This is a genomic window from Acrocarpospora macrocephala, from assembly GCF_009687865.1.
GTDB lineage: Bacteria > Actinomycetota > Actinomycetes > Streptosporangiales > Streptosporangiaceae > Acrocarpospora > Acrocarpospora macrocephala.
In genome coordinates this window covers 209,148-233,456 of sequence record NZ_BLAE01000035.1, presented here as the reverse complement: position 1 = coordinate 233,456, position 24,309 = coordinate 209,148, and the positions used below count along the sequence as shown (strand labels likewise).

The window sequence follows — 24,309 nt, the reverse complement described above, 5'->3', positions numbered from 1 at the left end:
AAAGCGAGGGGCATGCCGTGGAACTGCGACACCTGCGCTACTTCATCGCGATCGCCGAGGAGGAAAACTTCCACCGCGCGGCGCAGCGACTGTTCATGTCGCAGTCCCCGCTCAGCCGGCAGATGCGCGACCTGCAGAACGAGATGGGCGTCGAACTGCTGGAACCGGACGGCCGCGGGGTGCGGCTCACTCCCGCCGGCCGCTACTTCGCGGACCGGGCACGCTCGATCGTCGCTTCCGCCGAGGCCGCGGTCGACGGCGCGCGGCAGGTGGCGGCCGGCCAGATCGGCACGGTCACGATCGGCTTCGAGACCGGCACCGCTTACTGGGGGCACCTGGCCGGCATCGTGGGCACCGCGCGCCGCCGCGAGCCGCGCATCACGATCCAGCTCACCCCGATGACCGGCGCCGAGCAGTGGGAGGCGCTGCGCGCCGGAGAGATCGCGCTCGGGTACGGCTTCCACCCGGCCGACGATCCGACGCTGACCTCGGCCGTCATCGCCAGGGACCGGCTCGGCGCGGTCCTCGCGCACGACCATCCGCTCGCCGCTCGCGACGCGCTCCGGGTCGAGGACTTCCACGGACAGGTCGTGCTGCTACAACCTTGGATCCTCTATCCCAGGCTGCACGACGACCTGTTCGCCATGGTCCGGGCGCGCGGCGTGCACCCGGACATCCGTACCCACATCACCGACCTGGAGGCCATCATCACGCTGGTGGCAGCCGGCGACGGCCTGACGTTCCTGCCGGAGAAGCACACCGCCAGCCTGGCCCTCGGCTCGGCCGTCTGGCGACCGGTCGCCGGCCTGCACCACGAAACGCTCGAGGTCGTCCTGTGGCGTACCGCCGACGCGGACTCCCCGCTGCTGCGCCCACTGCTCAACGTGGTCCGCGACATCTCACCAGCCCGACCGCATGTCTCAGACTTCTCGGGCGATGCAGATGCGCGCGTCCAGTCGCGGTCCGGCCTCGTAGAACATGTAGGAGACGCCGTCCTGGGTGCCGAATGACGGTGCCGCCACCCTGCCGTTGTCGGAGGGGATCGGGGAGTGGAAGACGCCGAGGTGTGTCTCCCGGTCGAACGCGTTGCCGACCTCGGTGATCCGCATTCTGCCGTCGTTGCCGTGATAGGCCACGTAGGTGGTTCCGTTGCGCTTGACGAGGTGCGGGCCGGAGATGTCGGTCAGACCGTCGGGTTCGGGATTCACCAGCGCGGTGGCGCTGAACTGCCAGTTGTCCCAGCCGTTGGGCGACCAGCCGTAGAAGAGGCGGCGGCCGTTACGTACGCCCATGAAGATCATCACGTACTTGTTGTTCCGGCCGGGCAGCGAGTGCTCGAAGACCCTCGCGTAGGAGGTCTCGGAGGTGCCGGACACCAGGCGGGTGCTCAGGATCGGGGTCTCGTTGGTGAAGTTGATGCCGTCGGTGGAGCGGGCCACGCGCGTGGTGAAGTTCTCGCCGTGGAAGTAGCAGAAGAACTGCCTGGTGGCGGCGTCCCAGGTCACGTGTGGTGAGGACACGTGGGAGACCGTGGTGGTCGGCAGGCGGTTGTCGATGAGCGGGTTGCCCGAGTAGTCGTCGAACGGTCCGGCCAGGGAGTCGGCGAAGGCCACGCAGATGCCGCCGGGGTTCTCGTGGGGGGCGTAGTACAGGTAGTAGCGCGCCCGGGGATTGCTGAGCTTGTCGTACATCCCTCTGATGCAGGGGAAGATGAACTCCCCGGTGGGGTTGTGGCTGAGCGGTAAGGACAGCGCGTCGCGCAGGTAGCGGTAGGTCGGCATTCCGGCGGGGCCCGCCGCCGCGCTCGCGGGCGATCCGAGTCCCAGGCCCGTGGCCACGCCCGCCGCCGCGCCGAGCAACACGGTCCGCCGTCCGATCAGTTGCTGGGGAGTTTCCACGTCTGCTCCTTCACGCTACGTCGTGGTGCGGATTCACACGTTCATCCCGCGAGGAATACCGCGTCAAGGTGCTAATGCGAATTACTTCAGGAAATATCGACTCTTGACAGGAATGGGGGGCCTTGTCCAGGATGATGCTCCACCAGCGGCTAATGCGCATTACCTGATCACGAAGGATACGGACGGTGACTACTCAAGGTCGGCGTCTCACGCAGCAGGACATCGCCAGGATGGCCGGCGTGAGCCAAACGACGGTCTCGCTAGTGCTCAACAAGCGCGGCGACGCCGACGTGCGGATCGCGCCCGAAACCCGCGAACGGGTGCTGCAGGCGATCAGGGAGACCGGCTACGTGGCCGATCCCGCCGCGCGGCGGCTGGCCTACGGGCGCAACCGCATCCTCGGCGTGTTCACCTACGAGGCGGTCTTCCCCGCCGAGAGCGCCGACTTCTATCACCCCTTCCTCGTCGGCATCGAGGAGTGCGCCCAGGAGATCGGCTGCGACCTGCTGCTGTTCACCAGCGCCAAGGCGGCCTCGGGCGCGCGGCGGCGGATCTTCAACGAGGAGAGCCGGGTACGGCTGGCCGATGGCTGCGTGTTACTCGGCCGAACGGTCGACCGTGAGGACCTGGCCCGGCTGCTGGCAGAAGGCATCCCGTTCGTCTCCGTCGGCCGCCGCGACGACGCGGGCGGGCCCGTGCCGTACGTGGGGGCCGACTACCCTCCGGCCGTCCTGGCTCTGGTCGAGCGGGCGGTGGCCCTCGGCCACCGGCGGCTGGGCTACGTCGGGGCGGGGACGGGCGGCGAGTCCATGGCCGACCGCCTGCGCGGATTCCATGAGGGTGTGGCCGCCACGGGCGCCGACGGCCGTCACTTCACCCCGGACGTGCCGCTGGGGGACGTGGTCGCGTCCGGGGTGACGGCGGTCTTCGTCGAGGAGTACGCCGACTGCGTCGCGATCGCCACAGCTGCCGCGGAGCGCGGCGTCCACGTGCCCCACGACCTTTCCATCCTCACCCTGGGCGCATTAACCCGGCCCGTCCAGGTCGACACAGATTTCACCGGATTTCGCATCCCCAGGCGCGAGATGGGCCGCAGAGCCGTCCAGCTGCTGGCCGAAATTCTGGAGACCGGCGGAACCCCGCAGGAACTACTGCCCTGCGAGCTGGTCGACGGCACCACGCTGGCCCCGGCCCCCAATCTGACAGGAGACCTCCCCCGTGGTTGAGATATCGGCAGACGCGGCCGTCGTCGGCGGCGGGCTGGGGGGCGTCGCCGCCGCGCTGGCCCTGCTGCGGGCCGGCCGCACGGTGGTCCTCACGGAGGAGCATGACTGGCTCGGCGGCCAGCTCACCAGCCAGGCCGTCCCGCCCGACGAGCACTCCTGGGTGGAGCGGTTCGGTGTGACGGCGAGCTATCGGGCCCTGCGTGAGGGCATCCGGCGCTACTACCGCGACCACTACCCGCTCACCGAGCGGGCGCGGGCGCAGCGGGAGTTCAACCCCGGCGCCGGACACGTGAGCCGCCTGTGCCACGAGCCCAGGGTCGCGGTCGCGGTGATCGAGGCCATGCTCGCCCCCTATCGGGGCTCGGGCCGGTTGCGGGTGCTTCAGCCGTACCGGCCGGTGGGCGCGGAGGTGGACGGCGACCGTGTCACGTCCGTACGGCTGGCCCATCGCGACACCGCCGAGCAGGTCGTGCTCCGCGCGCCGTACGTGCTGGACGCCACCGAGACCGGCGAGCTGTTGCCGCTGACGGGGACCGAGTACGTGACCGGGTTCGAGGCACAGTCCGAGACGGGCGAGCCGAGCGCTCCGGCCGAGGCGCAGCCGCTGAACATGCAGGCCGTGTCCGTCTGCTTCGCGATCGATCACGTCGACGGCGACCACACGATCGACCGGCCCGCCTCCTACGACTTCTGGCGCGCCTACGAGCCGCCGTTCTGGGGCGACAAGCTGCTGTCGTGGCGGTGCCCGAACCCGCGCACGCTCGCGATCATGGAGCGTTCCTTCACTCCCAACCCCGACGACCACCCCCAGCTCGTCGAGGCCGACCAGCGGATCAGCGCGGGCGACGCCAACCTGTGGACCTTCCGCAGGATCGCCGCCCGCCGCAACTTCACCGAGGGCGCGTACGCCAGCGACATCACGCTCGTCAACTGGCCGATGATCGACTATCTGGAGGGACCGGTCATCGACGTGCCGGACGCCGCCCGGCACCTGGAGGCGGCTCGCGAGCTGTCGCGCTCGGTCTTCTACTGGCTGCAGACCGAGGCGCCGCGTGCCGACGGCGGTACCGGCTTTCCCGGCCTGCGGCTGCGCGGCGACGTGACGGGCGGCGCCGACGGCCTGGCGCAGGCGGCCTACATCCGCGAGTCCCGCCGCATCCGCGCGTTGTGCACCGTCACCGAGCAGGACCTGTCGCTGGCCATACGCGGTGACAAGGGCGCGGTCTCCTACACCGACTCGGTCGGCGTCGGCATGTACCGCATCGACCTGCACCCCTCGACCGGCGGCGACAACTACATCGACGTGGCCTGCTCGCCGTTCGAGATCCCGCTGGGCGCGCTCATCCCGCGCCGCATGACCAATCTGCTGGCCGCGGGCAAGAACATCGGCACCACCCACATCACCAACGGCGCCTACCGGCTGCACCCGGTGGAGTGGAACGCCGGCGAGGCCGCGGGCGCGCTGGCCGCGTTCTGCCTGGACCAGGCCACCACCCCACACGCCGTACGGGAGAAGGAAACCCTCCTCGCGGACTTCCAGCAGCGCCTGACCCGCGACGGCGTCGAGCTTCGCTGGCCCGACGTCACCGGCTACTGACACATGACCGTTCGGGGGAAGCCACATAAGGAGATCACCCCATGAAGCCAACCAGGACACTGGCCGCTCTCGCCATGGCCGCCCTGCTCACCGTCACCGCGTGCGGCGGCGGCCAGACACCTGCCGAGCAAGGCCCGCAGCCGCTGCGCATGACGATCTGGACGTCCAACGAGGCCCACCTGAAGCTCTTCAACGAGATCGCGGCCGAGTACAAGAAGACGCATCCGGACGTCGGCGCCATCACCTTCGACTCGATCCCCTTCGAGAGCTACACCACCACCCTCACCACGCAGATCGCCGGCGGCAACGCCCCCGACCTGGCCTGGGTACTGGAGAATTCCGCCCCGGACTTCGTCTCCTCCGGCGCGCTGGCGCCGTTGAAGGGAGAGCTCGGCAAAGCGCAGGGGTACGAGCTGGCCGACCTGACTCCGGCCGCGACGAAGTTGTGGGAGCAGGACGGCGAGCTGTACGCCTACCCGTTCTCCACTTCGCCATTCGGCATCTTCGTCAACGACGACCTGGTCAAGAAGGCCGGGCAGAAGACACCGCGCGAGCTCATCGAGGCCGGCGAGTGGACCTGGGACAACGCCGTCGCCATGAACGCGGCCGTGGCGAAGGAGGGCAAGGCGGGCCTGATCGTCCGTGACTTCGACTACAAGAGCTGGGACAACCTCGCCTCCATCTGGGGAGGCTGGGGCGCCAGGGCGTGGAGCGAGGACGGCAAGACGTGCGGCTTCAACAGCCCCGAGATGCTCGAGGCCATGACGTTCCTGCACAAGGCGATCTTCGTGGACAAGGCGCTGCCGGGCCCCGGCACCACCGTCGACTTCTTCGCCGGTGACGCGGCGATGACCATCACCCAGATCTCCCGCGCCTCCTTGCTGGACGGGGCGAAGTTCGGGTGGGACCTGGTGCCGCTGCCGGCCGGGCCGAAGGGCGACTACGCGGTCATCGGCCAGGCCGGTCTGGGCGCACTGAAGAAGTCCCCCAACGCCGCCCAGGCCATCGACTTCCTGGCCTTCTTCACCAACCCCGCCAACTCCGCCAAGCTCGCCGCCTACTTCCCGCCGCCCCGGGCCTCCCAGCTCACCACCGAGACGCTGGCCAAGTCCAACCCGCTGCTCAAGCCGGAACAGCTCAAGGAGGTCGTGATCGACGGCATCGCGAAGGCCGTCGTCAAGCCGAGCCACATCGGGCAGGCCGAACTGTCGCAGACCGTACGGGCGGAGCTCGACCCGCTGTGGAAGGCCGACGCGGACGTCAAGGCGGTGCTGGACGGAGTCTGCGCGAAGATCCAGCCGATGATCGGCGCGTGACGTGACCCTCACCCGGACCAGGGAGACGACGGCGACGCACCGTGCCGTCGTCTCCCCGTACTGGACGTTCCGCCGCCGGGACAACCTCGTCGGCTACCTGTTCATCGCGCCGCAGCTCGTCGGCAGTGTGCTTTTCGTGCTGCTTCCGCTGGGGCTGGTGCTCTGGTACAGCCTGCACGAGTGGAACGTGCTGGCCGGGACCTTCCAGTTCACCGGCGGCGACAACTACACCAAGCTGCTGAACGACCCGAAGCTGGGCGAGGTGCTCGGCGGCACCGCGATGTTCTCCGTCGGCCTGGTCGTCCTCAACCTGAGCCTTGCCCTGGTGCTGGCCATCCTGCTCAACCAGCGCCTGCGCGGCACCACGTTCTTCAGGACCCTGTTCTTCTCCCCGGTCGTGGTCTCGCTGGTGGCGTGGACGATCGTGTGGCGGTTCCTGCTCCAGGCGGACGGCGGCGTCAACGGCCTGCTCGGTGCCGTCGGGGTAGACGGACCCAACTGGCTGCGTGGCGAAACCACGGCGATGGTGTCGGTGGTTGTGGTCCAGGTGCTCAAGAACGTCGGCCTCAACATGGTGCTGTTCCTGGCGGCCCTGCAGGGCGTGCCGAGCCAGCTTCACGAGGCCGCCCGCGTCGACGGCGCGGGGGTGTGGACCCGGTTCGTCCGCATCACCGTGCCGCTGATCAGCCCCACCATCCTGCTCACCTCGATCATCACGGTCGTCGGCTCGCTCCAGGTGTTCGCCCAGATCGCCGTCCTCACCCAGGGCGGGCCGGGCTTGTCCACGACCGTGCTCATCTACTACCTGTACCAGCAGGCCTTCCAGTTCCACCACTTCGGTTACGGTGCGACCCTGTCGGCCCTGCTGTTCGCGATCGTGGCGGCGCTCACCTTCGCGCAGTGGCGCATGCGCAGGAAGTGGGTCTTCCATGAGTCCTAAACTTAAGATCACTCTGTACGGCCTGCTCTGCGTGCTGTGTGTGCCCTTCGTCTTCCCGACCTGGTGGATGGTCACCTCGTCGTTCAAGCCGGACAGTGAGATCTTCGCCTTCCCGCCCGCCCTGCTGCCCTCCTCGTGGGACACGTCGGCCTACCGGCAGGTCTTCGAGCTGCAGCCCTTCACCACCCAGTACTTCAACAGCCTCTACATCGCCTTGCTGGTCACCGCCGGGACCATGGCGGTCTCGGCGATGGCCGGATACGCCTTCGCGCGCATCCGTTTCCCCGGCCAGAACGTGCTCTTCGTCGTCGTGCTGATCGGGCTGCTGATCCCCAGCGAGGTGACGATCGTGCCGCTGTTCCAGATGTTCCACGGACTCGGCCTCACCGACACTCATTGGCCGCTGATCCTGGTGCCGATCCTCGGGGCGCCGAGCGTGATGGCGACCTTCATCATGCGCCAGTTCTTCATCAGCCTGCCGAGAGAGTTGGAGGAGGCCGCCCGCGTCGACGGGCTGGGCCGCTTCGGCACCTTCAGCAAGGTGGCGCTCCCTCTGGCCCGCCCTGCTCTTGGCGCGGTCGCCATCTTCACCTTCCTGCACTCGTGGAACCTCTACCTGGAACCAATCGTGTTCCTCTCCACGCCGGAGAAGTTCACCCTGCCCCAGGCCCTCACCCAGTTCGTCGACGCCTACGGCGGCCCCATGTGGAACATCCAGCTCGCCGCGGCCTCACTGACGGCACTGCCGATCCTGGTCGTGTTCGTCCTGGCCCAGCGCCAGTTCATCGAGGGGCTGGCGCACACGGGCTTGAAGGGATGATGCTCCGCCCTCGCTGCCGGCCGAGGCCCGCCACCCTCTGATGCCGGAGCTCGCACACGGCGCAGCCATCGCACCCCACCGGATGGCTGCGCCGTTCCGTGCGTCACATCGTGGTTTCGCGTGCCAGCCATTTGTCGGCGACGATCTCGACCTGGTGGTCGAGATCGGTGTCCTCAGGGCTCGTGTCGATGGTCCAGTCGGGTTCGATCTGGTCGTAGCCCCAGGTGGCGTCGCTGTCGGCGACGATGTTGCGGTCAGCACGCACGGTCAGACGCCGTGCACGAACCTCATCGGAACAGGCCACTCGTACGAAGGAGAAACCCGCAGCCCGCATGGCGTGGTAATCGGGATCGACGTTGCGCATGTCGTCGTTGATGACGATGTCGGCACCTTCATGCTGTGCCCGGTCCACCCGGCTCAGGAAGTTGTCGACCAGCGAAGTCGGGTTGATCCGCCGAAGGTGGGCGGCCAGGCTACGCAGCAGCTCGTTGTCGTGCTCCCACGCACCGATCTGCCGCCCCGCCGCGCGGTAGACCTGACCCTGCAACGCGTACAGGGGCGCGGCCAGTTTGATGATCTCCACGGCATAGCCGCGTTCGGTCAGCAGGGTTCTCAACGCGACGGCGGCGGTCGACTTGCCCGAGCCGGCGAGCCCGTACAGGCAGATCATCAGCAATGCGGATTCCTCTGCGCGAGATGTCGAAGAAGGCTCTACGGCGGCCGGTCGATGGCGGCGGAGCGCAGCCAGCCTACCTTCGACAGATGATCCTCGGCGGCTTTCACACCGGCCCGGATCCCCGCGACCGGCTCACCGTCGACCGGCGCGGACGTGTCATCCCATCGGCGCAGATCCGGCGGGTCTTCCCCGGGCGCGTGCTCAGCCCGGTTCGCACCGCAAGCGGCCGTGATCATCTTGTGCCACAATCCGGGATCGGGCCACTGGTCAGGCGGTGCCACGAAGGTCCCGCGCGGCCCACAGGAGAACGCCCAGCCCGCTTCCCGTAGCATCTTCACCGCGCGCCGGGCCGTACCCATACAGACCTGATGGTGCTTGCTCAGCTGGCCATGAGTGGGGATCGCCCGATTGGGCGGGTACACGCTGTTTTGGATCTGCGTGGCCAGGTCGCGGGCGATCAGCACGTACGCGGGCATCGAATACGGTGAGGGTGGGACGCCTAGTTGCCCGACGAAGGTTCCCGTCCCCGGCACCGTGTACACCAGACCGCGCTCGCGCAACTCCCGATGCACATGCCGCGCGGTCCCCCGGCAAATCCGATAGGCCCGCAGCAGCTCGGTCTCCGTGGGAACCGACTCCCCCAACCTCAGCTCCCCGCGCTCGATCTGGTCCGCCACCAGGTCGGCGATCTGCACATACAGCGGAACCGGACCGGCTCTGTCCAGCTGTGGCGTCCCCGCGCTGTGGACCTCCGTCATTCGCCGCCGCCCTGGGCGGGCCACTCATCGGTCGGAGCCGCGAAGATGCCGTAGTGGGGAATGCTGTAGGCCCAGCCCAGATCCTCCAGGCGGTACCTGACCTCGGTGGCCACCTCGCGGGAGATCCCGAACTCGCTCCGCAGCTGTTCCTGGGTGGCCACCCGCTCATGCACGGCGATCTCACCGGCCTGGATCCGCCTGGCCAGCACGCCGACGACCTCCGCGATCCGCCGCTCAATGGGCGGTGTCCACATCGACGGCCACTGCTCAGCCGGCGGCCCGACGACCAGGACCCGGCCGCGGGTCATGTGGGCCAGCCGCCGCTTCTGGAGCTGACGCCAGATCCAGTACGCCTGCGCGGGCTGAATGCTGTGCGTGTCCTGTAGTTCGGCCTCCGTGGGCACCGGCGCACCCGGCCCAAGCTCACCACTGGTGATCCGCCCGGCCAGCTCATCGGTGACCCGCTGGACCAAAATCCACGCCCACGCGGTCACCGGGCCACCTCACACCACACCATCCGGCCGCGCCCGTCGTTCTCCCAGCCCCACCGGCGAGCGATCTGCTCCACCAGCCGCAGACCATGCCCATCGGCGGCCAGCACTCGGCCATCGAGCCCGTCACCTATTCCGTGGACACGGGGCACGTCCCGGACCTGCGGCGTGCTCGCCTCCGACCCCTCGTCGGTCACCTCCAGCCGCACGACCCCGTCACCGCAGTCGATCACCGCGACCTCCACCCGGCCGCCCGGCATGCCGGACCTGGAGTGCTTGAGCGCGTTTCCCAGCAGCTCCGATACCAGCAGCAGCGCATCCGCCGACTCGCCGACGCCCTCCCGCTTCAGCAGCGCCCGCACGAGCGCACGCCCGAACGTGACCGAAAACGCCTCACCCGGCAGAACAAATGACCCCATCACCCGCATGACCGTCACCGCGACACCGCCCGCAGAATGCGCCCCACCGGGTCGGCATCCGCTGCCCATACGGTGCGGGCATCCACGGTGCGCCCACCCAGGGTGTAGGCGCTCATGGTGTATCGCCAGCCAGCGGTCTCCTTGCGCATTTCCGCCCGTACGAGCCCGCTGGCACCGCCCGGCATCTCCAGGACCGCGTACTCCCGGCGCTGTCCCGGCAGCCGCAGCGTGCAGGACACGCCCTGTCCATTAAGCGCGAACGCCAGATGGGCGAACCGCTCGCGCCGTAGTTCCTCCCGCAGCCGCACCACATCCGTCACCGGGCACCGCTCCTCCTGACGGACCGCTCGACGGTCTTTGCGTCTGCGATCGACCGCAGCCCTAAACTTCCTCACGATCGCACCTCGCTTGCGATCAGGGCTCGGCTGATCGTGCCAGCGACAGCCGAGCCGCTTACGTTCTCCGGGAATTCGCCTATTGCAGTGCCATAATTGGCACGCCACAAAGAACGGGAAAGACAAATAGCGTGTCATGGGCCAATGACACGCCGTGACACGATCACAAGGGATGACAGGGATGACCACATCCAGCCCGAAGTCCAACCCGATCGACCCGAATCAATCGCCCTGGCATCTGTTCGGCTTCGCCCTCCGCCACTGGCGTGAGCAGGTACGCAACATCCATCTGCGTCCCCTCGCCGAGGAAATCCACTGGAGCTACTCCCTTCTGGCCAAATGGGAACGCGGGGAACAACAACCACATGCCGACGCGGTCAAGGCCCTGGATGCCAGGCTCGGCGCGGATGGTTACCTGGTGGCGCTGCACACCGCTGCAGAAGAGCTGGATCGACTACGGCGCAATACCCTCAATACAGCCTCCCCCGCTCACAGCAAGGATGAGGACATGGAACGCCGACGCCTTTTGCAGCTTGCCGCCGCAGGCGCTGGGATCGGAGTGCTCGGCGCGGCAGGCGAGCCGGTACGCCAGCTACTCGACTTGTCTTTCGGCGATCAGCATCGCAGCGTCGAAGACTGGGAACTCGCCTGTGCCGACCACCTGCACGCGATCAACACCCGGCCCGCCGACCAGGTTCACAACGATCTCCTTGCCGACCTGTCGGAGATACAGCGACAGCTGCACACCGCCGGTGACAACGACCGTATCGAGCTGAACCGCGTCACCGCCGTGCTCGCCGCCTTCCACGCCAGCGTCCTGGTCCGCCTCGGGGAACCAGGCTCCGCGCTGCGCTGGTACCGCACCGCCCGCACCGCCGCTGACGCAACCAACGATCTCGACCTGCGCGTGAGAATCCGCGCCCACGAAGCGGGACATAGCGAGTTTGGCTTGCACGATCCGGCCACCGCCCTGCGCCTGATCCACAGCGCCCAGCAGATCACCGGCATGACCGCCCGTCCCTCGGTCGGCCAGGCAACCCTGCTCCGCGCACAGGCCAAAATATTGGCCCTGCTGGGCCGCCACGACGAAGCCCGCCGCACCCTACAAGCCCTTATCGATCTGGTCGAGACAAGTCAGCTACCTGTCGTCCTCGGATTCTGGGACTCCTCGTTTAACCCCGTCCATTTCACGGCAAGTCAGGTCTTCTCGGCTGCGGGCAACGAAGCCGAGGCCAGCCAGGCGCAGGAACACACGCTCGCGAGCAACCCTCACGGCTACCACACCCCGATCAACCTGCGCCTGCACACCGCCTGGTGCACCGTGGTCAACGGCGGCGTCGATGAGGGAATCCGACAGGCCGCGACAGTGATCGACTCTTTGCCGGACGCCTACCGCAACGTCATGATCATGGAGACAGCGCGGCGAGTCTTCAGCGCCGTACCCCTTCCGCAACGGGAACGTCCGGTGGTCGAGGAGTTCCGCGAGATGCTAGCCGTCAGCGCCTGAGCACCGGTCGCGTGCATGCCTTTGAGGACGTGCCAAGCCGTTCCTGGACCACCTTCATGGGAAACCCCGTGGAGATCGTAAGTTATGTTCACAGTTCTCTGGTGTCGCATTAGCCTCACTTGTTTCTCTGGGTAGGGCGTTGGAGGGCTGGGCTTGTTCGTCTACAAGACGTCTCTGAAGCGGGCAGTTGGTACCCCGTGTGTGCTTGGCGGGGAGGCTGCGGTGCTGTCCCGGGTCGATGGCAAGGACGGGACGCCGTTCGTTCTGTCGGCCGATGGCTCCTACGACGTGGAGCTGAATCGGTTCCTGCGAGAGCTACCGGGCTGGGGCGTCCACGCGCCGAACTCGATCAATGCCTACGCGCATGATCTGGCGGTGTTCGGCCGGTTCCTCGATCAGCACCGGGGCGGCCGGACGTTGCGGGAGGCGGGGCAGGAGGACCTGCTGGCCTTCCTGGGTGTCCGACGGCGCACGGATCGTGGGCGGATGTTGCAGAGTCCGCCCGGCAGCCATCGCCGAGATCGCTAAGGCCGTGGCCGACAAAGGTTAAGACCCGGCAGAAAGATCCCCGCACTGCCGGGCCGACCGTCGAACTGGAGCAAACGACAATTGGTCGCTATCATCAACGACTGGCTAACCTGCCTTTGTTACAGGCATTACTAGCAGCGGAACCTTTTGTAGTTGCGGGAAGCCATCCAGTACGTGTCCACCCACTCGTCGCCGCCAGCGGAGTCTCCGTGTTCGTAAGCATCCGACGCCATGTCCAGCGAGTCCGACATAGCCTGCCAGATTGCCGCGCAAACGCTCGGCCTCGCCTGCGCTGCGCTGGACGTTGCAGCGACGCTTCCCGCCACTCCGGCCACCAGGGCGAGCACAGCCACGATCTTTCGCATCTCGATTTCCTTCCTTCTCTTAGGTGGCTCCAGCATGGCGATCACCACTTGCAGAACACTTACGAGCCACTTGTCAGACGTCAGACGACAAGGAAGGATCGGCCCGTGACCGTTGAGGTGCCCTAGAGATTCCGGACAGCTCCCCGACTAGGGTTGGGGCGACCGGAAGGATGTAGGAGTTGGCACGGCGTAGGGTCGCGTATTCGCGGGAGTTCAAAGACGAGGCCGTCCGCGTGCGCCTCACGTCAGGAAGCGGCCTCCACGCTACTGGCGTGGCCGAAGGCGAAGCATGTGCCGGAGCAGCCCCACTCGGTGGAAGGTGGGGATAGACGCGCTGCGCTTCAGGGAGTGGTAGCGTCGGTGGAGAGTTGTCGATCTGTCTGATAAGCGGCCGGAGCCCTCATGAGGCTGACGAGTGTCGACCTCAACCTTCTTGTCGCGCTGGACGCGCTGTTGACTGAGCGTAACGTCACGCGGGCGGCCGAGCGGATGTCGGTCGGGCAGCCTGCGATGAGTGCCTCGTTGGCGAAACTGCGGAAGCATTTCGATGATCCGCTGCTGGTGCGGGAAGGGCGGAGCCTGCAGCGAACGCCGCTTGCTGATGCGCTGGTCGGGCCGGTGCGGGAGACGCTGAGTGCCGCCGAGGCGGTTTTGCTGCGCTCGCCGAGCTTCGACCCGGCAAGGGACAAGGCCGCATTCACGATTATGGCGGCGGATTACGTCACGATCGTGCTCCTGAGCCCACTGCTGGAATCGATCGCCGAAGAGGCGCCGCACCTTCGAATCTGCATGCGTCCGGTCGAGGCCGATTTCGCCGACCAGCTCCGCTCGGGAGCGGTCGACATGGTCATCATCCCGACCAAGCTCGCCGACCGGAAGATTCCCTTCCCCCACGAGCCGCTGTTCAGCGATCGCTATGTGCTGGTGGTCGATCGGAACCACCCTGAAGTGAACGATTCGGTGACACCCGAACAGGCCACCTCACTCCGGTACGTCGCCTTCAGCGGGGGAACCGTCTCACCGATCACCAACGTGGATCTGGAGGCGCTGAATGTGCACGTTCCGGTCGAGCTGACGACGGAGAGCTTCGTGGTGCCGCTGCTCCTGCTCGCCGGAACCCGGCTGGCCACCATCGCGCCCGAACGGCTGGCGCTCAAACTGGTCAGCGTGGCACAGCTGCGGATCGTGGAATATCCGTTGTCGCTGAGCGCCATCCACGAAGCCATGTACTGGAATTCTCGCGACAACGCCGACCTCGCGCATCAGTGGCTCCGCCGCCGGATCATCGACACGGCTCGCACCATCTGAGCATCTCGGACGTGGAGGTGGTTCAACGGTTCTCCTCCGCCCACGGGAGAATGACTTTCTCCAGCGCGTTCAGTCCGTAGAAGAGCACGATGCTGATGACGCCGAGCAGGGCCATGGCGGCGAAGGCGAGCGGAGTGTCCGCGCTCGCGCCTGACTGCACGATGACGAAGCCGAGCCCGGCGTCAGCACCGACGAATTCCGCGATGACCGCCCCGATGACCGCCAGCGAGATCGCTGTCTTGAGACCCACCATCACCTGCGGCAGCGCGTACGGAAAACGAACTTTGAAAAATACCTGCAGACGGCTGGCGTCGTAGGAGCGGACCAGCTCGGTCAGCTCGGCGGGAGTGGATTTCAGGCCGGTGGCCGTCGAGATCACGATCGGGAAGAAACAGAGCAGGAACACCATGACGATCTTCGGAACCGGCCCGAAGCCCATCCAGACCACCAGGATCGGCGCGATCGCAATCTTCGGTACGGCATTCACCGCGAGCAGCAGCGGGTAAATCATCTTCTCCAGCAACCGCGAACTGGCGATCGCCATCGCCGTGGGGATTCCGACGACGACCGCGACCGCGAACCCCTGGACCGTCTCCAGCAGGGTCACCCAGGTCTGCTCCATGAGGAAGCCGGCCTGGCCGATGAAGGCCTCGACCACGTCGTCCGGCGCGGGCACCAGGAACTTCTCGATCGAGAAGACGATCGTGGCCAGCCACCACAGGGCGACCAGGGCGGCCAGCCCGAGGACCGGGAGACCCCAGTCCACCAGGCGCCGGGCCACCCTGGAGCCGCTCCGCCGCGCGGCGGTCATACGGCACCCTCCGATGCGATCGGCGCCGGCATCAGCAGCTCGTGCAGTTCGGCGCTGACCTCGGCGACCCGGTCCGCGTACGCGTTGCGCCCGAGTGTGCGCGGGCGCGGGATGTCCACGTCGACGATCTTGCGAAGCCGGCCGGGCCGGGGGCTGAGCACCGCCACCCGGTCAGCGAGCAGCACCGCCTCCTCGATGGAGTGGGTGACGAAGATGATGGTCATCTCCTGCTCCATGCGGATGCGTTGCAGCTCTATCGACAGCTCCTCCCGAGTCAGCGCGTCGAGCGCGGAGAAGGGCTCGTCCATGAGCAGGACGAGGGGATCCTGGATCAGCGAACGGCACAGGGACGCGCGCTGCTGCATGCCGCCCGACAACTCGTGCGGCAGCCGTTTCTCGAAACCGGCGAGGCCGACGAGTTCGAGCAGCTCATGGGCCCGCCGGCGCTTGGCCGCCCGGTCCAGGCGGAGAATCTCCACCGGGAGCAGGACATTGTCCAGCACCGTACGCCACGGCAGCAGGGCCGCACGCTGGAACATGAAGCTGACATCCTGCCGGGGTTTGCCCACCGGCTCACCGGCGACCGTGACCGTTCCCGACGAGGGCCGCAGCAGCCCAGCGACCATCCGCAGCATGGTCGACTTGCCGCAGCCCGAGCGGCCCACGAGCGTCACCAGCTCGTTGCGGCGCACCTCAAGGGTGATGTCGTCCAGCGCATGGACCTCACCCTGACGTCCGGCGAAGACGTGCGAGACGTGCGTGAGCTTGATCATGCCGCCGCGCCTAGCCCTGCGGCGTCAAGGACAGGTCGATGACCTGCTCGGGAGTCATTCCGGCCGGGATCGCACCCGACTCGGTGAGAAGCTTGATGTTCGCCTCGACCTTGGCCTTGCTGACCGCGCCGATCGGCTGGCCCTGCGCCGTGACGTAGGGAGCCATCGCCCGGACCTCCGCGGCCGCGACCTCCGGGTTCTGGGTGGGCTGGTACTTCTTGAGGATCTCGCCGGATTCCTCGGGGTTGGCGATGGAGTACTCCAGGCCCTTGAACAGGGCGGCCATGAATTTCTTGACCACCTCGGGCTTTTCCTTGGCCATGGTGTTCGAGGTCAGCAACGCGTTGCCGTACAGGTCGGGCAAGACCTCGCCGTAGGGGAGGACGACGGCCTTCTTCCCCTGTGCGGCCTTCTCGATGAGCCCCCGGCCGACGACGAACTGGCCGATCGCGTCCACCGAGCCACTCGCCAGCAGCTGCGGTAACGCGGGCGGGGCGCCCGGGACAAACTTGACCTTCGACGCGTCGATGCCGGCGGCCTTGGCGTACACGGGGAAGGTCACCTGGACGGTGGAACCCGGCTGGTCGCCGATGGTCTTGCCCTCCAGGTCCTTCGGCGTGGTGATCCCGCCTTCCTCCAGCGCGATGATCGCGGCTAATGAGTTCTGGTGCACCATGCCGACAGCGATGACGGGCAGCTTCTCCTTGGCCGTCGTGATCAGCGTGCCGGTGAAGTCGCCGATGCCGAAGTCGGCCCGGCCGCCGGCCAGCAGCTTCATCGAGTCGACGGTGCCGGTGCCCGGCTTGATGTCGACGTTGAGCCCGGCTTCCTTGAAGTAGCCCTTCTCCAGCGCCACATAGGCGTAGGCGTCGCGGCCGAAGGTGTTGAACGAGGTCAGATAGCGGACGGGCTCGAGGGCGCCGGCGGCTTGACCTTCGTTGCCGCCTCCGCCGCCGCACGCGGCGACCATGAGCACGACTCCGGCGGCCCCGGCGATGCGGGTGAACCAGGTGGCCTTCACTGTTCCTCCTTGTCAGGTATTCCTAGAAGAGTCCTGGCGTTCTCCTGCCGACCGCCGGACAAAGCCCGGCCATCGACGGCTGGCGCGTGCGTGCGGCGCTCTGTGCGTACCGCGAAATGACCCGTACCGGTCGCTCAGCCGGAAGCGTTCACCTGGCGAGCTGAAAGATGTGTCTTGCGGTGAACCTACGCGACGACGGGAAGCACCGGAAACGGTTGTCATCGATGGATGTCATCGCTGTGATCGATGAGCTCTGCCGCCAGGGACCTGGGCTGCTCGAGCGGAGCCTGTTTCATCCGGCCGAGGGCTCGTGCACGTCCCATTCGATCTCGAGCCGCTTGAATCCGCGCGCGAAGAAGATGGTGTCGCGCACGGCGGTGTCCGCACCCGCGGCCATGCGGAGATTCGGCAACCGCTCGAACAGCCGAGGTAACGCGATCTTCAACTGAAGGCGGGCGAGCGGGGCGCCCAAGCAGGCATGGACTCCCTTTCCGAAGGCGACGTGGGTGGCCATGGAGTCGCGGGTGACATCGAAGACGTCGGACTCGCCGAAAACCTGCTCGTCCCGATTGGCCGACGCCCAGTGGACCATCAGGTGCGCGCCGGCCGGGATTTCCACGCCATTGAGCACGGTGCCCTTGCGGACGGTACGGAAAAGTCCCTGCGCGGGTGACTCGAAGCGCAGGACCTCCTCCACCATGGCCGGAACCAGGTCCGGGTCGTTCAGCACGGCCTGAAGCTGATCCGAGTGCGCCAGCAATGTGGTGAGACCATTGCCGATGCTGCGGGTGACGGTCACATGTCCGGCGATGATGAGGTTGATCATCACGCGCATGGCTTCCTCATGGCTGATGGGCTCGCCGCCGGCCACGCGGGCGGCCAGCAGGCTCGACATGAGGTCCTCGCCCAGCCGCCCTTGAAACTCGTCCATGAAATACCGCTGCATCGTCACGACGTCGCGCGCGCAAATGACGAGTTCCTCGACGCTGTCGGTCGCCTGCAGGATGCGTAACCAGCTGACGCTCCACCGATGCAGCGTGGGTATGTCAGCGCGGGGGATACCGAGCATGTCGGTGAGGGTGAACATCGGAAGATTCCACGCGAACCTCTCGATGATGTCCGCGCGGCCGTCATCGGCGAACTCGTCGATGAGAGCGTCTACGTTCTCCCGGATGCGGCCCTCCAGTTCGGCGACGCGCTTGGGGGTGAACGCCTTGGTGACCAGCAGGCGGAGCCTGCGGTGAACCTGCCCGTCGCTGTCGGTGAGCGTCGGCGACATGGGCCAGCCCGTGGCGAGGACGTCCAGCACCGGCTGGGGAAGCGGTCGCACGGAGGCACGGACCGCGTTCTGGGAGGAGAAGGTCTCCGTGTCGCGCACGACCGCGAGCACGTCCTCGTACCGGCTGACGACCCACAGCCCGTGCGCCTCGGCGTAGAAGACCGGAGCCTCACGCCGCAGCCGAGCGTAAAGCGGATACGGATCCGCCAGTTGCTCCGGCGAGAGCGGGTCGAAGCGGATAGGACAGCTGGTCATGACGGACGCCACCTCCAGTTTTACAAGGATTCGATGTGACGGCGTGAACCAGCGTAAGGACGCGGATCGATCTACAGAAACGATTGTTATCAATGGGCTTCATCGATGGCCTCGATCCGCGGGCATTCAGCTCGTGCGCGGTTCGGTCTGCCAGCGTCGCTCGTAGTGCTGTGCGCTGGGCGCGGGGCCGGGGAGTGGTCCGGCGTCGCGGTTGCGCAGGCCGTCGAGGCTGATGGCGAGCAGTCGCCGGCGGATGGCCTCGTCCTCGGTGCCCGGTGCGGCCGGGCCGCGCCGCCCGAAGAACTCCACCAGCCAGGCGACGTCCAGGGCCGTGACGCCGGAGCGCAGCACGCCCTCGCTGTGCGCCCGGGCCACCACGTGCTCCAGCAGGCGACGGCCCCGCCTGCTGGTCTCCCACATCTCCGGGGTGGTCTCCAGCGAGCCCGCCAGCGGCGCGAGCGCACCCGAACCCCGCGCGACGCAGGCGCGCACGTAGTCGCTGAGGCCCGTCCAGGCGTCGGGGGCGGCGAGCGCGGCCTCGGCCGCCTGAATGGACTCCTCCATGGCCTGCGTGCAGAGCTGCCGCAGCAGGTCGGACTTGCTGCCGTACCGGCGATAGAGGCTGCCCATCCCGACCCCGGCCCGCGCCGCGATCTCGGCGACCGTGGCGTCGGCGCCGTGCGCGGCGAAGACCTCCCGGGCCGCGTCCAGCACGCGGCGGTCGTTCCGCTCGGCTTCGGCCTGCCTCCCCCGCCGGGAGCGGTGCTGCGATTCTGCCACGAGCGAAGCCTAGTTCATTCGGAGCAAAACACTCCGATAGCATGCCTTCACGGTAAATCGGAGCATCTCGCTCCGATAGCAGCCTTTGGGGGTGACACTCATGTTCGCTGTGGTGTTGTCGGAGTTCGGCCCGCCGGCCAACCTCGCCCTGGCCGAGGTGCCGGACCCGGTGCCGGGTCCGGGCCAAGTCCTGGTCGACGTGCACCTGGCGAACATCACGTTCGTGGAGACCCAGGTGCGTGCGGGCCAGGCGCCCAATCCGGCGATGCTGCCGCCGCTGCCCGCGATCCTCGGCAACGGGGTCGGTGGCATCGTGACCGCCGTCGGCGAAGGGGGGGATCCGGCACTGGCGGGTCGGCGCGTCATCACGACGACGGGCGGTCGCGGCGGTTACGCGGAGCTGGCGGTGGTCGACGCGACCGGGCTGATCGACGTCCCGCCGGAGCTGAGCCTGGCCGACGCCGTCGCGCTGCTCGCGGACGGGCGGACCGCGGTCGGCCTGATCCGTGCCGCGGCGTTGCGGCCCGGGGAGACCGTGCTGATCGAGGCCGCCGCCGGAGGGGTCGGGAGCCTGCTGGTCCAGCTCGCGCGCGACGCGGGAGCCCGCGTGGTGGCCACGGCGGGCGGGCCGCGCAAGACCGGGATCGCCAAGGACCTCGGGGCCGACGTGGCGGTGGACTACACGGTCACCGGCTGGGCCGACCAGGTCAGGAGCGAGGTGGGCGACGTCGACGTGGTCTTCGACGGCGTGGGCGGCGAGATCGGCGGCGCGGCGGCCGGCCTGCTGCGCGAGGGCGGGCGGCTGTCGTCGTACGGCATGGCCAGCGGATCGTTCACCGCATTGCCCGATGGAAAGAACATAACGCCGATCCGAGGTACTCCCCCGACCCCGCCACAGATGCGCGAGCTGACCCAGGCCGCCCTCACGGCGGCGGCCACCGGCAGGCTCAAGCCGTTGATCGGCCAGACGTATCCCTTGGACCGCGCGGCCGACGCCCACGCCGCCATCGCCTCCCGCGCGACCGTCGGCAAGACCCTCCTCCTCGTACGATCTCCGGGGGGCGCCCAGTGATCAGGCACGGTGAGCGCCTGTCGATCGGAGTGATGTTTCCGTCGTCCCGGAGCGCGGCCGTCGATGTCCGGGCCTGCGCGCGTCACGCCGAGAGCCTCGGCCTGGACGCGCTGTTCACCGGTGACCACCTCGCCGCCACCGTGGGGACCATGGAGAGCACCCTCACGCTCGCCACCGTGGCCGCGGTCACCGAGCGGCTGCGGATCGGGTTCGGGGTGATGGTCCTCGCGCTGCGCCACCCGGCCTGGGCCGCCAAGCAGATCGCGACTCTCCAGCACCTGTCCGGAGACCGGGTCATCCTCGGGGTCGGCTCCGGCGGCGCGGTGCACGGCAGCAGCGCCTGGGAAGCGGTCGGAGTCCCGTACGCCGAGCGCGGCCGCCGTACCGATGCCGCGTTGGACGTGCTGCCCGACCTGGTCACCGGCCGGTCGGCGGTGCTGCCATCCGGCGTCTCCATCGCCTTGGCCCCGGGAGCGGCCATGCCGCCCGTCTGGGTAGGCGGCGGTTCCCGGGCGGCACTGCGCCGCACCGCCCGATACGCGGATGCCTGGTTCCCCTCCATGATCACCGCGACGGCGGTCGCCGACGGCCGCCGCGAGCTGGCCGAGCTCGCCGCCACGTACGGACGCCCGATGCCGCAACTCGCCGTCGGCGGCAGCGTACTACTCGGCCCCGCCCCTTCCCAGTCGCTGCTCAGCGACACCACGGCCGGGCTCACCCAGTACGGCGTGCCCCCCGAGGTCGCCGCCCACCTACCGATCACCGGCCCCCCACCCCAGGCAGCCGAGCGGTTCCGCGAGTACGCCGAAGCCGGCGCCGACCACCTCGTCCTCGGCGTCATCGGCGACGACTGGCAGCGCCAGTGCGAACTGATCGCCGAAGCCCGCTCACTGGCGGCGTGATCGGGTGGGGTTTGTCCACGGCAGCATGAGGAAAGCCCGGTCGCTGATCGTTTTCGACGCGTACAGCGCGGCGACGATGACGATGGCGAGGGCTGCCTCGAGCATCGGCGATCGAGTTGATCGTGGTGTCGATGCCGGCCCCCGTGTAGGCCGCGAGCGGCGGAATGCATGACTCGGGCCCTCGAAGATGGCACGGCCTTGGGGCCGGGGATCAGCGAGTGCGCATTACGACCTACTCCCGATGTGGCCCGTCGGCTGTACTGAAGGGATGGGGTTGATGGCGAGTGACGGGGTGATGGTGGGTCGAGCGGCCGAACTGGCCACCGTGCGCAGCCTGGTCGACGGGGTGCGGCGAGGGCGGGGCGGGGTGCTGCTGGTGAGTGGGGAGGCGGGCATCGGGAAGACCCGCCTGCTTCGCGAGGCCGCCGAGCGGGCCAGGGACGCGGGGCTGGCCGTGGTGACCGGACGTGCCGTGGAGGGGGGCGGTACCTATCGCCCGCTGTCCGAAGCGCTGGTCGGCCATCTGCGGCAGGCGTGGCCTGCCTCCGCCGAGGACTCCTCGTGCCGGGCGGTCCTCGGAGGGCTGCTGCCGGAGTGGGCCGGCGACGGCGGGATGCCGCTGAACGTGGATCCCGCGTTGGTCGTCTGCGAAGGGGCGCTGTCGCTGCTGCGGGTCATCGGCGGCGACCATGGCTGCCTGCTGGTCCTGGACGACATGCACTGGGCGGACGCCGAGACGCTGGCTGTGGTGGAGTATCTGGCGGGGGCGGTGCGGGGCCAGCCGATCCTGGTCGCGGCGTCGGCGTGTGACGATGAGCCGCTGCCTGGCGTGCTGAGCCGCCTGAGCCGCCTGAGCCGCAGGGAGGACGTCACGGCGCTGCGGCTGGGGCGGTTGACCACGGCCGAGGTGGAGGCCCTGGCCGAGCACCGTACGGGCGGTCTCCCGCTTGCCGAGGCCGGGCTTCGCTTCGTGGTGGAGCACGCCGACGGCTTGCCGTACATGGTGGAGGAACTGGTGGCCGGTGTGCTCGAGTCGGCTCTCGGGCGCGGGACACCGGCGGTACCGGAGGGGATCGTCTGCCGCGTCGCCGCTCGACTGGCGGCGCTCGAACCCGTGCAGCGCGGTGTGCTGGAGGCGGCCGCCGTGCTCGGCACGGACCCGGACTGGACGATCTTGGGCGCGGTGACGGGCGTGCCGGAGCCGCTGGTGCTGGGCGCGCTGCGGGGCGCCACCCCGCACCTGCTCGTCTCGGCGGGAGACGAACTGCACTGGCGGCATACGCTGACGCGAGCGGCGGTGCTGGCACATGTGACGCCGCCCGAGCGCGCCGCCGTGGCCCGCCGCGCCGCCGAGGTGCTGCTGAGCCGTGGCGAACCGGCGCGCGAGGCGTACGCGGCCGAGCTGCTGGCCGCGGCCGGCGAAGGGACGAGATCGGCCGAGATCTTCCTCCGGCTGGCCCGCCGCGACATGGACACCGGCGCGCTGCGCAGCGCGCAGGATCACCTGGTGCGGGCGTCGGCTACCAGGACGCTGCGGCCGATGGTGGTGATCGAACACGTCCGTCTGCTGACGCTGCTCGGTCAGGCGCCCGCCGCGCTGGAGGCCGGTGCCGGGGCGCTGGCCGAGGTGGTGGGCGACCGGCACGCCGAGCTGTGCCTTCGGCTGGCCGAGGCGGCCATCGTCGCGCGTCGCTGGGGTGAAGCCGACAGGTTCATCGAACGGGCGGGGCGGCCCGGCGACGCCCGGGCGCTGGTTCTGGCCGCCGACTCCGCGTTCGGCGCGGGAGATCTGCGGCGGGCGGGCGACCTGGCCGCGACGGCCGCCGGCCGGGCGGAACAGGAGGCGCGCTGGGAGACGGTGTGCCAGGCGCTCACGACTCTGGGCCGGTGTGCGATGCGCCACGACACCGCGACGGCGCGGGCCGCCTATGCGCGTGCCGCGCAGACCGGTGCGGAACACGGCCTGATTCCGGCGCGGGTCACGGCCCTGCTCGGGCTCGGCGCGGTTGAACTGCTCGACCACGCCGCCTCGCCCGCCATTGTCGAGGCGCGCGAGCTCGCCTCGCGTACCGGCCTGCTCGCCGAAGTGATCTGGTGCGATCTGCTGCTGGCGGACGCCATGACCACCACTGAGGGGCCGCGGGCGGCTCAGGCACTGGCCCGGAGCGCGGCCGAGCAGGCCGGCCGCCTGCGGCTGCCCGGCCTGGAGGGCGTGGCGGAGATGTTCATCGCCACAGGCCACGCGGTGGCGGGCGACGAGCTAGGCATGGAGGCCGTGCTCGCCAGGGCAGTCGCCCGCCCGCACGCGCCCGTCGAGGTCACCGCCCTGGCACAGGCGACCTGCGGGCTCCGCCGTCTGCTCTCCCGTGACCTGCGTGCCGCGTCCGCGCTGCTCGACGATGGCATAAGTGCACTGGACGGCCGCGGCGAGGCCGGTCCCGTGCAGCACTGGGGCCTGTGGGCGCTGCTGCGGACCGTGCTCGCCGACCGCGACACCGAGGCCCGGGAGACGCTGCGCCGGTCCCCGGCCGTGTTGCGAGTGGTCAACCGCGCCGGGCTGCGGTACGCCGACGCGGTCGCCGAAGGGCGGGCCGGACGGCCCGAGCGGGCCGCTGCCCTGTTCGCCGACGCGGACCAGGCTCTCGCCGAGCACCACTGGTGGCGGCGCCTGCTCCGGCTGCTCGCGCTGGAGGCCGCGATCGCCGACGGGTGGGGCGACCCGGTGCCCGAGCTACGCGTCGATCTGGACGCCCATGTTCGCGCGGGCGAACACCAGATGGCCCGCATCTGCCGCGATCTGCTGCGCGGCGCGGGAGCGCCCACCCGGCGTGGGCGCGGCCTCGCACCGGTTCCCGCCGGCCTGCGGGCCGCCGGGGTGACCAGCCGCGAGATGGACGTGCTCAGCCTGGTCGCCGAAGGGCTGACCAACGGAAAGATCGCGGAGCGCCTGGTGATCTCCCGGCGCACTGTCGACACCCATGTCGCGAACCTGCTCGCCAAGACGAGCTCGGCCGATCGCTCGGAACTGCGGACCATCGCGGGGCCGATCCGCACCCGATAGGAACGCGAGCGTGCTCCGTCCCGCGGCCGGTTCGAAATCTATGTAAATCAGGTAGGGAATATTGACTTATCTCATCGGGGTACCTAGCTTTGAATTATGAGTCTTGTTCGG

The 24,309-nt window shown here is 68.5% G+C and carries 24 protein-coding genes and 1 pseudogene; 13 read left to right on the top strand and 12 right to left on the bottom strand.

Annotated elements, in window-relative coordinates; genetic code table 11:
- Positions 1 to 17: 17 nt before the first annotated feature.
- Positions 18 to 1,010 (top strand): LysR family transcriptional regulator, encoded by a 993-nt coding sequence (locus Amac_RS29365; RefSeq protein WP_218041351.1) that lies wholly within the window; start codon positions 18 to 20, stop codon positions 1,008 to 1,010.
- Here Amac_RS29365 and Amac_RS56485 read toward each other — a convergent pair.
- Positions 921 to 1,898, bottom strand: coding sequence for a hypothetical protein (locus Amac_RS56485; RefSeq protein ID WP_246268780.1), 978 nt, complete (start codon positions 1,896 to 1,898; stop codon positions 921 to 923). The two genes, Amac_RS29365 and Amac_RS56485, sit on opposite strands and share 90 nt — an antisense overlap.
- Positions 1,899 to 2,083: 185 nt before the next feature.
- On the opposite strand from Amac_RS56485, the gene Amac_RS29355 reads away from it, so the two are divergent.
- From Amac_RS29355 to Amac_RS29335, 5 genes are read left to right on the top strand one after another with little or no spacing between them, the layout of a single operon-like run.
- Positions 2,084 to 3,124, top strand: a complete 1,041-nt coding sequence (locus Amac_RS29355; RefSeq protein WP_218041350.1) for a LacI family DNA-binding transcriptional regulator — start codon at positions 2,084 to 2,086, stop codon at positions 3,122 to 3,124.
- Complete coding sequence (locus Amac_RS29350) at positions 3,117 to 4,721, top strand: FAD-dependent oxidoreductase (protein ID WP_218041349.1); 1,605 nt, start codon at positions 3,117 to 3,119, stop codon at positions 4,719 to 4,721. The genes Amac_RS29355 and Amac_RS29350 overlap by 8 nt, the downstream gene beginning before the upstream one ends.
- Before the next feature lie 41 nt (positions 4,722 to 4,762).
- Entirely contained in the window at positions 4,763 to 6,037 is a 1,275-nt protein-coding gene (locus tag Amac_RS29345; RefSeq protein WP_218041348.1) for an ABC transporter substrate-binding protein, read from the top strand.
- Between the two features lies 1 nt (position 6,038).
- On the top strand, positions 6,039 to 6,977 hold the full coding sequence (locus Amac_RS29340) for a carbohydrate ABC transporter permease (protein WP_155357624.1): 939 nt from the start codon (positions 6,039 to 6,041) through the stop codon (positions 6,975 to 6,977).
- Positions 6,967 to 7,797: a carbohydrate ABC transporter permease gene (locus Amac_RS29335; protein WP_155357623.1), complete on the top strand. Its 831-nt coding sequence runs from the start codon at positions 6,967 to 6,969 to the stop codon at positions 7,795 to 7,797. The genes Amac_RS29340 and Amac_RS29335 overlap by 11 nt, the downstream gene beginning before the upstream one ends.
- Positions 7,798 to 7,900: 103 nt before the next feature.
- Here the strand turns inward: Amac_RS29335 and Amac_RS29330 are convergent, their stop codons facing one another.
- Genes Amac_RS29330 through Amac_RS29310 form a run of 5 tightly spaced genes read right to left on the bottom strand, consistent with a single transcriptional unit; the run spans position 7,901 to position 10,461 of the window.
- On the bottom strand, positions 7,901 to 8,467 hold the full coding sequence (locus Amac_RS29330) for an AAA family ATPase (RefSeq protein ID WP_246268783.1): 567 nt from the start codon (positions 8,465 to 8,467) through the stop codon (positions 7,901 to 7,903).
- A gap of 41 nt (positions 8,468 to 8,508) precedes the next feature.
- Positions 8,509 to 9,231, bottom strand: coding sequence for a GntR family transcriptional regulator (locus Amac_RS29325; protein WP_155357621.1), 723 nt, complete (start codon positions 9,229 to 9,231; stop codon positions 8,509 to 8,511).
- Positions 9,228 to 9,725: a helix-turn-helix domain-containing protein gene (locus Amac_RS29320; protein WP_155357620.1), complete on the bottom strand. Its 498-nt coding sequence runs from the start codon at positions 9,723 to 9,725 to the stop codon at positions 9,228 to 9,230. Before Amac_RS29320 ends, Amac_RS29325 begins: the two co-directional genes overlap by 4 nt.
- A complete protein-coding gene (locus Amac_RS29315; RefSeq protein ID WP_246268782.1) occupies positions 9,722 to 10,150 on the bottom strand; it encodes an ATP-binding protein in 429 nt (142 codons plus the stop codon). The genes Amac_RS29320 and Amac_RS29315 overlap by 4 nt, the downstream gene beginning before the upstream one ends.
- Before the next feature lie 5 nt (positions 10,151 to 10,155).
- Positions 10,156 to 10,461 (bottom strand): hypothetical protein, encoded by a 306-nt coding sequence (locus tag Amac_RS29310; RefSeq protein WP_155357618.1) that lies wholly within the window; start codon positions 10,459 to 10,461, stop codon positions 10,156 to 10,158.
- A 256-nt stretch (positions 10,462 to 10,717) separates the two neighbouring features.
- Between Amac_RS29310 and Amac_RS29305 the strand changes: the two genes are divergently transcribed.
- The 3 genes and pseudogenes from Amac_RS29305 to Amac_RS58090 all read left to right on the top strand — a co-directional run bounded on the left by Amac_RS29305 (position 10,718) and on the right by Amac_RS58090 (position 12,593).
- A complete protein-coding gene (locus tag Amac_RS29305) occupies positions 10,718 to 12,043 on the top strand; it encodes a helix-turn-helix domain-containing protein (protein ID WP_170322709.1) in 1,326 nt (441 codons plus the stop codon).
- A gap of 201 nt (positions 12,044 to 12,244) precedes the next feature.
- Positions 12,245 to 12,505: pseudogene (locus Amac_RS56480) on the top strand (site-specific integrase); the annotation flags it as partial.
- Positions 12,501 to 12,593, top strand: coding sequence for a homocysteine S-methyltransferase family protein (locus tag Amac_RS58090; protein WP_218041347.1), 93 nt, complete (start codon positions 12,501 to 12,503; stop codon positions 12,591 to 12,593). The pseudogene Amac_RS56480 and the gene Amac_RS58090, both read left to right, overlap by 5 nt.
- Positions 12,594 to 12,702: 109 nt before the next feature.
- On the opposite strand, the gene Amac_RS29295 is transcribed toward Amac_RS58090, so the two are convergent.
- A complete protein-coding gene (locus Amac_RS29295) occupies positions 12,703 to 12,981 on the bottom strand; it encodes a hypothetical protein (protein WP_155357615.1) in 279 nt (92 codons plus the stop codon).
- 357 nt (positions 12,982 to 13,338) lie between these two features.
- Here Amac_RS29295 and Amac_RS29290 point away from each other — a divergent pair, with 357 nt between their 5' ends.
- Complete coding sequence (locus tag Amac_RS29290) at positions 13,339 to 14,244, top strand: LysR family transcriptional regulator (RefSeq protein WP_155357614.1); 906 nt, start codon at positions 13,339 to 13,341, stop codon at positions 14,242 to 14,244.
- Between the two features lie 22 nt (positions 14,245 to 14,266).
- On the opposite strand, the gene Amac_RS29285 is transcribed toward Amac_RS29290, so the two are convergent.
- From Amac_RS29285 to Amac_RS29265, 5 genes are all read right to left on the bottom strand, one after another.
- Complete coding sequence (locus Amac_RS29285) at positions 14,267 to 15,055, bottom strand: ABC transporter permease (protein WP_155357613.1); 789 nt, start codon at positions 15,053 to 15,055, stop codon at positions 14,267 to 14,269.
- Entirely contained in the window at positions 15,052 to 15,828 is a 777-nt protein-coding gene (locus Amac_RS29280) for an ABC transporter ATP-binding protein (RefSeq protein WP_155357612.1), read from the bottom strand. Before Amac_RS29280 ends, Amac_RS29285 begins: the two co-directional genes overlap by 4 nt.
- A gap of 10 nt (positions 15,829 to 15,838) precedes the next feature.
- On the bottom strand, positions 15,839 to 16,849 hold the full coding sequence (locus Amac_RS29275) for an ABC transporter substrate-binding protein (RefSeq protein WP_218041346.1): 1,011 nt from the start codon (positions 16,847 to 16,849) through the stop codon (positions 15,839 to 15,841).
- 292 nt (positions 16,850 to 17,141) lie between these two features.
- Positions 17,142 to 18,383, bottom strand: coding sequence for a cytochrome P450 (locus Amac_RS29270; RefSeq protein ID WP_155357611.1), 1,242 nt, complete (start codon positions 18,381 to 18,383; stop codon positions 17,142 to 17,144).
- Between the two features lie 126 nt (positions 18,384 to 18,509).
- Positions 18,510 to 19,163 (bottom strand): TetR/AcrR family transcriptional regulator, encoded by a 654-nt coding sequence (locus Amac_RS29265; protein ID WP_218041345.1) that lies wholly within the window; start codon positions 19,161 to 19,163, stop codon positions 18,510 to 18,512.
- A 100-nt stretch (positions 19,164 to 19,263) separates the two neighbouring features.
- Between Amac_RS29265 and Amac_RS29260 the strand changes: the two genes are divergently transcribed.
- The 3 genes from Amac_RS29260 (at position 19,264) to Amac_RS29250 (ending at position 24,198) form a co-directional block, all read left to right on the top strand.
- On the top strand, positions 19,264 to 20,235 hold the full coding sequence (locus tag Amac_RS29260; protein ID WP_155357610.1) for a zinc-binding dehydrogenase: 972 nt from the start codon (positions 19,264 to 19,266) through the stop codon (positions 20,233 to 20,235).
- Complete coding sequence (locus tag Amac_RS29255; protein ID WP_246268778.1) at positions 20,232 to 21,137, top strand: LLM class flavin-dependent oxidoreductase; 906 nt, start codon at positions 20,232 to 20,234, stop codon at positions 21,135 to 21,137. Before Amac_RS29260 ends, Amac_RS29255 begins: the two co-directional genes overlap by 4 nt.
- Positions 21,138 to 21,414: 277 nt before the next feature.
- Positions 21,415 to 24,198 (top strand): ATP-binding protein, encoded by a 2,784-nt coding sequence (locus Amac_RS29250; protein ID WP_170322708.1) that lies wholly within the window; start codon positions 21,415 to 21,417, stop codon positions 24,196 to 24,198.
- Positions 24,199 to 24,309: the final 111 nt, after the last annotated feature.

Excerpts from the sequence above, each read along its gene's own strand:
- Amac_RS29345 (WP_218041348.1), top strand. The coding sequence starts at position 4,763 with ATGAAGCCAACCAGGACACTGGCCGCTCTCGCCATGGCCGCCCTGCTC.
- Amac_RS29335 (WP_155357623.1), top strand. The coding sequence starts at position 6,967 with ATGAGTCCTAAACTTAAGATCACTCTGTACGGCCTGCTCTGCGTGCTG.
- Amac_RS29330 (WP_246268783.1), bottom strand. The coding sequence starts at position 8,467 with ATGATCTGCCTGTACGGGCTCGCCGGCTCGGGCAAGTCGACCGCCGCC.
- Amac_RS29325 (WP_155357621.1), bottom strand. The coding sequence starts at position 9,231 with ATGACGGAGGTCCACAGCGCGGGGACGCCACAGCTGGACAGAGCCGGT.
- Amac_RS29315 (WP_246268782.1), bottom strand. The coding sequence starts at position 10,150 with ATGCGGGTGATGGGGTCATTTGTTCTGCCGGGTGAGGCGTTTTCGGTC.
- Amac_RS29305 (WP_170322709.1), top strand. The coding sequence starts at position 10,718 with ATGACCACATCCAGCCCGAAGTCCAACCCGATCGACCCGAATCAATCG.
- Amac_RS29290 (WP_155357614.1), top strand. The coding sequence starts at position 13,339 with ATGAGGCTGACGAGTGTCGACCTCAACCTTCTTGTCGCGCTGGACGCG.
- Amac_RS29285 (WP_155357613.1), bottom strand. The coding sequence starts at position 15,055 with ATGACCGCCGCGCGGCGGAGCGGCTCCAGGGTGGCCCGGCGCCTGGTG.
- Amac_RS29280 (WP_155357612.1), bottom strand. The coding sequence starts at position 15,828 with ATGATCAAGCTCACGCACGTCTCGCACGTCTTCGCCGGACGTCAGGGT.
- Amac_RS29270 (WP_155357611.1), bottom strand. The coding sequence starts at position 18,383 with ATGACCAGCTGTCCTATCCGCTTCGACCCGCTCTCGCCGGAGCAACTG.
- Amac_RS29260 (WP_155357610.1), top strand. The coding sequence starts at position 19,264 with ATGTTCGCTGTGGTGTTGTCGGAGTTCGGCCCGCCGGCCAACCTCGCC.
- Amac_RS29250 (WP_170322708.1), top strand. The coding sequence starts at position 21,415 with ATGGCGAGTGACGGGGTGATGGTGGGTCGAGCGGCCGAACTGGCCACC.